This window comes from Vibrio sp. AIC-3, from assembly GCF_013114515.1.
Classification (GTDB): Bacteria; Pseudomonadota; Gammaproteobacteria; order Enterobacterales; family Vibrionaceae; genus Vibrio; species Vibrio crassostreae_C.
The window spans coordinates 70,642-82,003 of the sequence record NZ_VTXG01000003.1 but is presented as its reverse complement, the minus strand read 5'-3'; the positions used below and the strand labels follow the sequence as shown (position 1 = coordinate 82,003).

The window sequence follows — 11,362 nt, the reverse complement described above, 5'->3', positions numbered from 1 at the left end:
CTTTAACTAGTGTTTTTTTTATGGCGAGTTATGAGTAAGAAGATATTATATGTAATAAATGTTGACTGGTATTTCCGACTTCATTGGTTAGAGCGGGCAGAGTATTTTAATTCCTTAGGTTTTGATATACATATTGTTAGCAGTTTTTCAAATGATGCTATCAAGAACGAATTAGTTTCTAAAGGCTTTACTTGCCATCAATTATCTGTCAAAAGAAAAAGTGTAAATTTTTTTCGAGAGATAACTAGTACTTATAGGCTTAAAAAAATACTAGATGGTATTGAACCTGACTTAATACATTGTGTAACAATCAAGCCTAATATATATACTGGTTTACTAAATAGATTTTTTTACCAAAAACCAATTGTTTACAGTGTTACTGGCTTAGGGGCTGTGTTTAGTTCTAATGCTATGAAGTTCAAATTATTAAAACTTATAATTGCTAATCTATATCGCTTTATATCCTCCTCAAGCTCTCGCTTTGTTTTTGAGAATAACGAAGACTTTGAGTTATTTGGTGAGCTCGGTATTTTAAAATATCAAAATGGTCGCGTGATCAAGGGGGCTGGAATTGATTTGGCTCGTTTTTCCCCTTCATTAGCTCCCTTAAATAAAAACGTTTTGTTTGGTGCAAGGCTTTTAAAAGAAAAGGGGTTGGAGTGTCTAGTTCGAGCAAAGCATGAGCTAGAAAAGCAAGGGTTGAGTTTCACGCTCAATATTGCAGGAATTATTGATAACGATGTTTCTTCTGCTATACCTCTAAGCCAAGTGAAGGCTTGGGCAAGTTCCCGAGATATCAATTGGTTAGGCAACGTGCAAGATATGCCTAAGCTAATAAAAGAAAACGATATAGTGTGTTTACCTACGACTTATGGTGAGGGGGTACCTCGTATTTTGATCGAGGCAGCTTCTTGCCAAAGAGCGGTAATCACGACAGATGTTGTCGGCTGTCGCGAAATAGTATCACATAACGTTAATGGTTTATTGGCGAAGCCTGGGGATGTTATATCACTCGCTAGCTGTTTACGCATCTTACTGGAGAGTGATGAAAAAACGCTTGATTTTGGCGTTCAAGGGCGTAAAAAAGTTGAAGAAGAGTTTTCTCAAGAAATGGTTTTTGAAAAAACTCTCAAGGTTTATGAAGAGATTAGTATTAGTGCTGGTCGTTAGAGTTGGGTTTATAACCAGTTGGTGCATTTAATAGAATCGTCATAATGCATTCTTCATCAAAGTTATGACAACACCCATCGAGTTGTTCCAAAAGAGGCTGCATCTCATTCCAAGTTAGCATCTGTTCTTTGGCCGTCATGATTTTTTGATGGCCGCTTCCTTCCACATTATCTCCAATCAAAAGCTCTTCATAAAGTTTTTCTCCTGGACGTAATCCTGTGAACTTTATAGATATATCGCCTTCTTGAGAATCGCCCTCGACATGCTCTTGCATACCCATCAAATGAATCATGCGTTTTGCAAGGTCTAGAATCTTGACGGGTTCACCCATATCAAGAACAAATACTTGTCCGTTGTGACCCATGGCACCAGCTTGGATAACCAGCTGAGCTGCCTCAGGTATAAGCATAAAGTAGCGAATGATATCTGGATGAGTTACGGTTACAGGGCCGCCACATTTTATTTGCTTTTTAAACAGTGGAACAACAGACCCAGAAGAGCCCAAAACATTACCAAAGCGTACCATTGTGAAAGTGGTGGTATTTTGCTTATCGGCCAATGCTTGAAGAACCAACTCAGCCATGCGTTTGGTTGCGCCCATCACGTTAGTTGGTCTTACTGCTTTATCTGTCGAAATGAGAGTAAAGTTCTTCACACCTGTTTGGATTGCAGCTTCAGCGCAAGCAAGTGTTCCAAACACATTGTTACGAACACCTTCAACAATATTATCTTCAACTAAAGGGACGTGTTTATAAGCAGCAGCGTGATAAACCGTTTCAACTCCGTGAGCGGTCATCAGCTTTTCTAACCGATTCTGTCTCTGGACGGATCCAAGAGCCGCGACGATTTGAGTCTCGCTTTTTAAGTTGATTTTTGTTGAGTTTAACTCTTGATCGATTTTGTAAAGGTTGTATTCATTTAGCTCAAACAATACGAGTGTTTTAGGTTTTTGTGACATTATTTGACGACATAACTCAGATCCAATAGAGCCCCCTGCGCCAGTAACCATAACACTCTTATTGAAAATATTTTGTGCCAAAAGTTGCTTGTCCGGGTCAACTGCTGCTCTCCCAAGTAAATCTGCAACATCAAGATCTTTTACGTCAGTTGCTGTCGCTTTTCCTGCGGCAATATCTTCGACTGATGGTACAGATTGCACTGCGATTGGCCAGTGTGATAACTTTTCAACCAACCTCAAGCGCTCACCTTTATTAATCCCATTAATAGCTAAAAGCAGCTTTACGGGTTGATATAATGATTGAAGGTGCTCGAAATCGCTTGGGTGATGGACTTTAAGTCCAAATAATATTTGACCTGACTTTGTCGGGTCATCATCAAGTAATACTACTGGATTGTACTCATCACCCTGAATGAGAGCATACGTTAAGTCGCGGCCTGTAGCCCCTGCGCCATAAATAAATACATTGGGTTTTTGGCGTTTAAACCAGTGATAATAGATCGAACGGATTAGTATTCTGGGGCCACCTAACGTCAGGGTTGCTAAACCAGCATATATAAACGGAACACTTCTAGGTATGAATGAGTGGAAAAAAAAGCCACTCATTATTAAAGCTAGGGTCGATATTATAACCCCAAAGAAAATGTTGCCAACGGCTGGTAGCATCATATAGCGTAAGACCGCTCGGTACATTCCTAATTTAACGAAGCTATAAATTGTGATTGAAACAGTAATAAAAAGAGTTATTAGCTCCTCTATTTCGACTGCAAAAAATGCATTTCCAAGCCTTAAGGCAATGGCTAAATAGAGTGAAATCACGATAGCGAAAATATCATAGCCAATACTGATGAAACGCTTGTTCTTGCGTTTGGCATTAAGCAATATATGTATTGGTCTGATCATGGTGTTCCTTAGCGAGCCACTGAGCTTCTTAAGTTTGATAGTTATAGTTTTTAGATTGTATTTTAATGTCGTTGAGTGCGGTAAGCTACCTGTAATTGATTGTTATGTGTCCCCCAGTAGTTTTACTGTTAATTCTGTTTGTTATTTGTTCGATTTTAGGCTTCTGCATTATGAAAATTTTGGTTACTGGTAGCACTGGCTTTGTCGGTTCTCGAGTTGTTGAGTTGGCTAGAGAGCGTGACTGGAATGTCACTTCGGTTGTGCGTAAGCAAATAGAGCCACTAACTAATAGCTTGGTTATCCCTTCCATTGACGGTTCTACCGATTGGTCTGGTGCATTCGAAGGTGTCGATTGTGTGGTTCATTGCGCTGCTCGAGTGCATCAAATGAATGAGAGTGAGCTAGATGCCCAAGCTGCGTACCGAGAGATAAACACTCTTGGGACGTTGAACCTTGCAAAGCAAGCCGTTGAAGCCGGGGTTAAAAGGTTTGTATTCGTCAGCTCTATTAAAGTTAATGGCGAATTTACTGAGCCGGGCTCACCATTTCAGCCTGACCTAAGTAATATCCCTCAAGACCCTTACGGCTTGAGTAAGTATGAAGCCGAAGTCGAGTTGAATCAGCTGTCAAAAGAGACTGGTTTAGAAGTGGTTATCATTAGGCCGCCTTTAGTTTATGGACCGGGAGTTAAAGCCAACTTCTTATCTATGATGCGTATGATTGATAAAGGTATTCCATTACCGTTTGGTGCTATAAAAAACCAAAGAAGTTTGGTTTATCTAGAGAATCTCTGCAGCTTGATACTGACGTGTTGTCAACACCCCTCAGCTCCCGGACATACGTTCTTAGCTTCTGATAATCATGATGTATCGACAACTCAATTGATGCAAACCATCGCTCATGCTATGGGGAAATCACCGCGATTAATTCCAATCCCAATGTCTTGGATACAAGCTGGATCGTCAGTTTTAAATAGACAGCACATAGCGCAAAGAATATGCGGCAACCTCCAAGTGGATATAGGTTTGACGAAAGAGATATTGGGATGGAACCCCCCTGTAAGTTTTGAACAAGGGATCAAAAGAACCGTAGAAGCTTACTTGAAGTCGCATTGATGCGTTTTAGGTAGTTTATGGCTTTCTTGTCCATAAATTTTTCAGGTATCCTTTATTGATTAGTGGTGCTTATAGTGCCCCCACGTTTTCAATCCGAATTTGATAGGACACATATTTTGATTCGTTTGTTCGATTTTGTTTTTGCTTTCTTTGGTTTGCTGTTCCTTTGGCCAGCATTTCTCATTATTTGTATCCTTGGTTACTTTGACACGGGGTCGCCTGTCTTTTTTCAAACCCGAGTAGGGCGCAACAAAAAACCATTTACCTTGGTCAAATTCAGAACCATGCCTGTCGAAACCAAATCTGTTGCGACCCATTTAGTTGGAGCGAGTTCAGTGACTAAGCTCGGTGGATTCCTGCGTAAAACCAAGCTTGATGAACTGCCTCAGTTATACAACGTACTTAAAGGTGAAATGAGTTTAGTTGGTCCAAGACCATGTCTGTTTAACCAACAGGAACTCATCGATGAGAGAGAATCAAGAGGTGTCCTTGCTGTTAGGCCTGGTGTTACTGGTTTGGCGCAGATTAACGACATTGATATGTCTACGCCTAAGAAACTAGCCGAGTGGGATCAACGCATGATTAACACGTTGAATACTAAATTGTACTTCCAATACATCATTCAAACAGTATTAGGTAAAGGTTCGGGCGACCGCGTTTAATTTGCCTTCTTTCTTATCTTTCACCTCTCTCTGACGCAACTCTGACGTTTTTTTTGAATCGTTGTGGTGCGTTTACTAATTATACATTTACTTGATAGCGGTTATTACCTATCATGTTGTTCAATTAGTTGTTTAATCAGAGTAATTCCTTTTCAGGCTATCTATCATTGATTAGGTGGTCTTAGTTGGATATTGAAAGCAACGCAGTAATCTTTTTGTGTTGATTCCTTGTGAGTACCATTTTTGTAGTGTCATACGAAAAGATTATGCTAACTGCTCGCTTGTAATAGTTTAAGCAAGCTACTCTCAAGTTCTTTGTGCTTGTTAAACAACATTGATAAATCTGGCGAAATTCAAAAGTACAGTATTGAGCTGTTTGTAGCTTCTAGCTCCAGCATGCAATATTGTTCAATTGTGTCAGTAGCTTTGGTACGGAATGGCGTGTATGAGTGTCTGATTTTTAGGCTTTCATACAAAAACTGATTAGACTATCGCTTAGATTTGCTAGGAAAATCAGCCTCAGTTCAGTTTGAAATATGGAAGATATAATTATATGAAAATGCAGTGGTTAGCTAGGGTTTCTCCTTTGTTGTTGCTATCAGCAACAGCTGTTGGAGCTGAAAATTTATACGTGGGCGCTAAAGTCGGTAATGTAACGGCCGATAACTTTGCACCATTAGTTGAGAGCCGCACGGCTATTGATGACTCAGACACATCTTACGGTCTGTTTGTTGGTTATCATATCGTAGATACACTGGCCATCGAAGGTGGTTATAACTACCTTGGCGAGTATGATCTTAAAGACATTGCAGGTGGCAGCTACGAAGCAAGCAGCTTTGATGTGGTTCTTAAAGCCTCTGGAAATGTAACGGACAGCTTAGCGCTATACGCAAAAGGTGGCATCGCCATTTATGACTGGAATGCAAACGGTCCAGGTGTTGAGTCTGACGATTCTGGTGTGACTCCAACGATTGCTTTTGGTACTGAATACTCGATTACATCAGCGATGAAGGTTGGTATTGAATACCAGCTATATCAAGATATTGGTGGTGTCGATATCGACTCGTTTAATGTTGCCTTGTCTCATAGCTTTTAATCATTTGTAGGGATAAATTGTGAAATATAAAATTTTAGCGTTATCAGTCGTTGGTGCAATCCTTGGTGGTTGTGGCAGTGACAACAACAACAGCGTGCCGCCTGAGCAAGCGTACCGTAATATTATGGCATTCGACCCTGCAGTAATGGGTATGAAAGGTACATTCAGCTGTGATGATGGCACAAAGGGTTCTCTAGAAGAAACAAACTTCCATGGTGTTTCTGAAGTCACAGAGCTTACGGTTCTTAACTACCCTGAAACTTGTTCGTTTGCTTACAATGCAACGGCTGGTGCGGTTGATGTGTCTAACGGCAAAGACATGAGCAAGGTAAGCTACAAGTTCCCTAAAGGCTTAGCGAACTACGATGATCTTGTGACATCTTCTCCAATCTCAACTTTGATTGAGAAAGAGCTAGATGGCGCACCTTATAGCGAAGCAACGGGTATTCAAGTTCTAACGGCTCTTGGCCTTGGTGACTTGTTGAACAATGGTAGCATTAGCAGTGTGGCAGATTTCTTGCGTCGTACCGACGAAGTTATTGCAGACCTTCCTGCATCTGAAGCTAGCCTAGTGTCAGCAACAGCAGCGGTACTATCCGACGTACTTGTAGTAAGTCCTGGCGCATCAGTAACTGAGATATCTGACGCAGCGGTCGCAATTACAGAAGAAGTTATCACTAGCTACCCTGACTACCCTACAGCTCCGGGCGGCGATGACATCTACTTGGATCTAACTACAGACCCTGACTTTATTAAAGATGTCGTGGCTGACCCAAGTGCCCCTGTGACAATTCCACCTTCAGCAGAAAAACCATCTGAACCTGTGCCTGACCCAGATGAAGGCACTAAGCCACCAACTGGCGGTACTGGTGGTACTGGTGGTACTGGTGGTACTGGTGGTGGCGGTAACGGCGGTGGTACTGGCGGCTAATTTAAAGATTGATAATAAAAGGCACCAATCGGTGCCTTTTTTACTGCTGTTACTATTAACATAGTTACAATCAAACATAGTCGCTATTAAACATAGCCACTTGCGAATACTGTTATAACCTATTGCATACCAATGAAAATACTCAGCCACTCTAGAAACGCAGCGCTCATTGCATCCGTCAGTGCATTAGTTATTGCTCCTAATGCCTACGCTGTCGATAACTTAATGTCGTCTCAAAGCTACACTGGTGCGATCATCGTGCCCAATGCTCAAGTGATGGATACGGGCGATATCTCTTACCTCTATGGTCAAGGTGTACCGTACAAAGGAAAAACCAGCGAGCTAGACAATATTTTGTTTAGTGTTGGTCTGTTTGAAGGATTTGAAGCGGCAGGGCGAATTGTTACCAAAACCTACGATTGCCATCTTTATCCTAATGTACCGAACTATAACCCAGACTGTGGGAACGGCATTCGTGACCTGTCTGCATCGTTTAAGTACCAGCTCCCGTTCGTTAAAGATTGGACTGGGTTTGATCTGGCAGTAGGTGTTCAAGATTTAGGTGGTGCTGCCAGCAACTTCGAAACCTTCTATGCTGTTGCTGATTTTGAGCCTGATTTTGTACCAGCAAGGTTTAGTGCGGGTTACGGCAAGTCAGAAGTCAGCCATGGCGTTTTAAACGGGCCATTCGCTAGCTTAGAGTATCAGCCTCTGGACTTTGTTCAGCTTATTGCAGAGCATGATTCTCACCAATTTAATGCTGGCCTTAAGGTGTTTACACCAGAACATTATTTACCACTGGATACGCAGTTATCTTTTCAATACCAGTTTTACACCAGTGGTAATGCCGATATAGATATTTGGTCGGTAGCAGCATCAACCCCTTTAATGGGCTTTTCCGAGTCTCGCCGAGTTAATGAGTTAACCCTAGAAGATAAGATCGCAGTAGAACAGGCGCATCATAAATTCGCCGGTCTGGTTCAGCTTAAAAAAGCCTTGGTCGATGAAGGTTTTCTTAATGTGAGAATCTCTGCGGACGATATTGGTTTAAACGTCGCGTTAGAAAACCGCCGTTATAATCGTAACCAAGTGGATGGTGTTGGTGTGGCTTTAGGTATCATCTCTTCTTACGTGGGAGAGGGCATGCTTCAAGACCTTGGCGTTAAGAATTACCAACAGCAAAACATTCGTTTGTTTAACTTGGTTAACGATATGCCGATGATGGAAGTGATCACGAGCGCACCATGTTACCGTGAGTTTGTAAAAACAGGTGAGCCTTGCAAAACACTTCTTGTTCGTACCTCTGATGTTAAAAAGAGCTACGCCAAAGCGAATTTTGGTGAAGAGGTTACTCGTTCTGGTTTCGGCCGCACACAGGTGATTGTGTCTCCTGCTTTGTATCACAACACGGCGACAGAATACGGTGTATTTGATTACTCTTTAGCGCTGGCTACTAACCTTTACACACCTTTGTGGAAAGGTGCTGCGTTGGATGTTCGACACGTAATGCCACTGGCAGAGAGTGATGACTTTGAAGAGGGTGAAATTTGGGGTGACGACGCGTTTGAGAATGAAGTGGATAGGGTTCTTTTCCATCAAGCATTCCAGCTGCCTTACAATCTCACCACTCAATTCTCATTTGGGCAAGTTTACGGAAACTTCCTGGGCTTTTTGAATGAAACACAGTATGCGAGCAATAGCGGCCGACATATTCTGGGTTCCGAATTCGCCAACTTTTCTGCTCAAGATAAGTACGACTCAAGAGGGAAAGCCATCTTAGATGCGACCCCTATGATTGGCCACTACACCTACTCAAGACCGGACTGGAACTGGCAAGGTAAAGTGCAAGCCGGTCAATTCTGGAAAGGCGATGAAGGGGTACGCGTGACCACCAGTCATTGGTTAGGTGACGTAAGAGTTGATGCGTCATACCAAACCACAAAAGCAGTAGGAAGCAGTGAAGCCGAAGATTTTGTGACACTTTCTATCGCAATCCCGCTGACACTATGGCGAGATATGAGCCCTAACTACGTTCAATTACGTGGTATCGACCAGTTTGTATATGCACTTCAAACTCGCGTTGGTGAAACTCACAACAATTTAGGCACAGGTTTAGGTGTTGATACTGGCTTACAACACAATATTGAAAGGCAGTACTTCAACCGTAACCGCATCGGTGTAAGCTACTACCATGAAAACCGACAGCGCTTACGCAATGCTTACCTAAAATACTTAGAAGCAGTAAAATAATTCAGCGTAACATCTAAAATAAAGAGCCAACACCTCATGTGTTGGCTCTTTTTTTGCTCTTGTTCTTGTTCTTGTTCTTGCTCTTGCTCTTTAGCTCTTCGCCACTCGTTCACTCGCATCCCGTATCTGCTCCTAAACCATTCAACTAGGTTGATAATAACCACAATTTGTGGATAATGCTTACGGATTAAACTAACCGTATGCAAGCGCACTTTTTTGCTACGCCTTAGACAAAATACGCCTATTCAAATTCCATATTGATAGGGGCAGATTAACTACGCAGTGTGATGTCGCGGAATATCAAAGGGCGGTAGCGTTCCTATCTTTGATATTAAGTGGGAGCGATATCACAGTAATAGCCCTCCTTAACTCTATTAAATACTGCGTAGCTGATAAAATTGTTTGTTCTAACTTCTTTGGGTGTCCTTTGGGATATCACGACACATTCCGTTTCTATGACTTGGTTAACATGAAGATTAATAAAAATCGTCTCCTTTTAGCGCTCCTTCCTGTATTGCTTGCAGGGTGTACTACTCCAGGAACTCACCTTTCTACTGGCAACAAGAATGTGATTCAGCCTTCAGAGGAACAGCAAGAATCTGATATCTCTGATGTGGTTAACCTTTACCCACTGACAGCTCAATCAGTATCGACTTACCAAACGGGTACATTGTCGGTGTCACAAGCCAACCCTGAACTCGACGTAGACATCGCAAAGTATGAATACAAAGTCGGTGTGGGCGATATCTTAAATATTACGATCTGGGATCACCCTGAACTGACCATTCCAGCGGGCTCTTACCGTAGTAGTACCGAAGCGGGTAACTGGGTCCATGCAGACGGCACCATCTTCTACCCGTACATTGGTACAGTAGAAGTTGCAGGAAAAACGGTTCGTGAAATTCGTTCTGATATAGCGGAACGTTTGGCTAAATACATCGAAAGCCCTCAAGTTGATGTAAACGTAGCGGCTTTCCGTTCTAAGAAAACCTACATTACGGGTGAGGTTTCAAAACCTGGCCAACAGCCGATTACTAATATTCCATTAACTTTACTCGATGCAGTGAACCGCTCTGGTGGTTTGTCTGAAGATGCAGATTGGCGCAATGTTTCATTAACCCGTAATGGCGTGGAAGAAAACATCTCGCTTTATGGTTTGATGCAACGTGGTGACTTAACTCAAAACCGCTTACTTCAAGCCGGTGATATTGTTCACGTACCGCGTAATGACAACCAGAAAGTGTTCGTGATGGGTGAAGTGAACGATCCTCAACTACTTAAGATTGATCGCGTTGGGATGAGCCTAACCGAAGCACTCAGCAACGTAGGTGGTATTAACCAGCTGACGGCAGATGCAACGGGTGTGTTTGTGATCCGAACTTCTGATGATAAATCAGAACGCATGGCAGACATCTACCAACTCAATATGGAAGATGCATCAGCTTTAGTGATTGGCACCGAGTTTGATTTAAAGCCTTATGATATTGTTTACGTAACGGCAGCGCCAATCAGCCGCTGGAACCGTGTAATCGGTCAGCTTGTACCAACCATTTCAGGCTTCAACGACCTAACCGAAGGTATGTTGCGCGTTCGTAATTGGTAATAAGCCCTGGTTTGTAATAAACCCTAATTAATCATCAGGTTGCATTGTGCGTGTAACCTGATTTTTACATCTAAAAGTAAACCCAGCTTATAAGCCCAATACAATTAGAGACCATTATGTTTAATAAAATTTTAGTCGTATGCGTGGGCAACATTTGTCGTTCCCCGACTGGAGAGCGAGTTTTACAAAACTTGCTGCCCAACAAAGAAGTGGCCTCTGCCGGTATCGCTGCTGAGAAAAGCCGTTTAATTGGTAAGCCTGCAGACGACACTGCCATTTTAATCGCCGCTGAAAATGGGGTTGATGTTGAAAACCATCAGTCTCAGCAAGTTACGCCACAGCTTTGTGCTCAGTATGACTTGATCTTGGTGATGGAGAAGGGCCATTTAGAAGCGCTTACTCAAATATCGCCGGAGGCTCGCGGAAAAACGATGCTGTTTGGTCAGTGGATTGGCCAGAAAGACATTCCTGACCCTTATCGTCAAAGTCGTGAGGCGTTTGAACACGCTTATAAGCTGATTGACGAAGCGGCGCAAGCTTGGGCAAAAAAACTGTAGGTTTAAATGCAATAGATTTTAGATGCAGTAGGTTTTAAATAGACAGCTTTTTAAATGTCATGCTCTAAATGTAGGCATGGCAAAGCCACCAACGGAATAATATAAAAGAGAAGTACG

9 protein-coding genes are annotated in these 11,362 nt (G+C 42.3%); 8 read left to right on the top strand and 1 reads right to left on the bottom strand.

The window, feature by feature from the left end:
- Positions 1-30: 30 nt before the first annotated feature.
- Entirely contained in the window at positions 31-1,170 is a 1,140-nt protein-coding gene (locus F0229_RS03585) for a glycosyltransferase family 4 protein (protein ID WP_171732256.1), read from the top strand.
- Here the strand turns inward: F0229_RS03585 and F0229_RS03580 are convergent.
- Positions 1,154-3,031 carry a nucleoside-diphosphate sugar epimerase/dehydratase gene (locus F0229_RS03580; RefSeq protein WP_171732255.1) on the bottom strand — a complete coding sequence of 626 codons (1,878 nt, stop codon included), beginning with the start codon at positions 3,029-3,031 and terminating at the stop codon, positions 1,154-1,156. The genes F0229_RS03585 and F0229_RS03580 overlap by 17 nt on opposite strands.
- A 170-nt stretch (positions 3,032-3,201) precedes the next feature.
- On the opposite strand from F0229_RS03580, the gene F0229_RS03575 reads away from it, so the two are divergent.
- From F0229_RS03575 to F0229_RS03545, 7 genes are all read left to right on the top strand, one after another.
- Positions 3,202-4,146 carry an SDR family oxidoreductase gene (locus F0229_RS03575; RefSeq protein ID WP_171732254.1) on the top strand — a complete coding sequence of 315 codons (945 nt, stop codon included), beginning with the start codon at positions 3,202-3,204 and terminating at the stop codon, positions 4,144-4,146.
- Between the two features lie 113 nt (positions 4,147-4,259).
- Complete coding sequence (locus F0229_RS03570; RefSeq protein WP_171732321.1) at positions 4,260-4,808, top strand: sugar transferase; 549 nt, start codon at positions 4,260-4,262, stop codon at positions 4,806-4,808.
- A gap of 553 nt (positions 4,809-5,361) precedes the next feature.
- Positions 5,362-5,904 (top strand): outer membrane beta-barrel protein, encoded by a 543-nt coding sequence (locus tag F0229_RS03565; RefSeq protein ID WP_171732253.1) that lies wholly within the window; start codon positions 5,362-5,364, stop codon positions 5,902-5,904.
- A 19-nt stretch (positions 5,905-5,923) separates the two neighbouring features.
- On the top strand, positions 5,924-6,835 hold the full coding sequence (locus F0229_RS03560; RefSeq protein ID WP_171732252.1) for a serine/threonine protein kinase: 912 nt from the start codon (positions 5,924-5,926) through the stop codon (positions 6,833-6,835).
- Between the two features lie 132 nt (positions 6,836-6,967).
- Positions 6,968-9,085 carry a YjbH domain-containing protein gene (locus F0229_RS03555; RefSeq protein WP_171732251.1) on the top strand — a complete coding sequence of 706 codons (2,118 nt, stop codon included), beginning with the start codon at positions 6,968-6,970 and terminating at the stop codon, positions 9,083-9,085.
- Between the two features lie 469 nt (positions 9,086-9,554).
- Positions 9,555-10,688 carry a polysaccharide export protein gene (locus F0229_RS03550; RefSeq protein ID WP_136989470.1) on the top strand — a complete coding sequence of 378 codons (1,134 nt, stop codon included), beginning with the start codon at positions 9,555-9,557 and terminating at the stop codon, positions 10,686-10,688.
- Positions 10,689-10,804: 116 nt separating this feature from the next.
- Positions 10,805-11,245 carry a low molecular weight protein-tyrosine-phosphatase gene (locus F0229_RS03545; protein ID WP_017069276.1) on the top strand — a complete coding sequence of 147 codons (441 nt, stop codon included), beginning with the start codon at positions 10,805-10,807 and terminating at the stop codon, positions 11,243-11,245.
- Positions 11,246-11,362 lie beyond the last annotated feature (117 nt).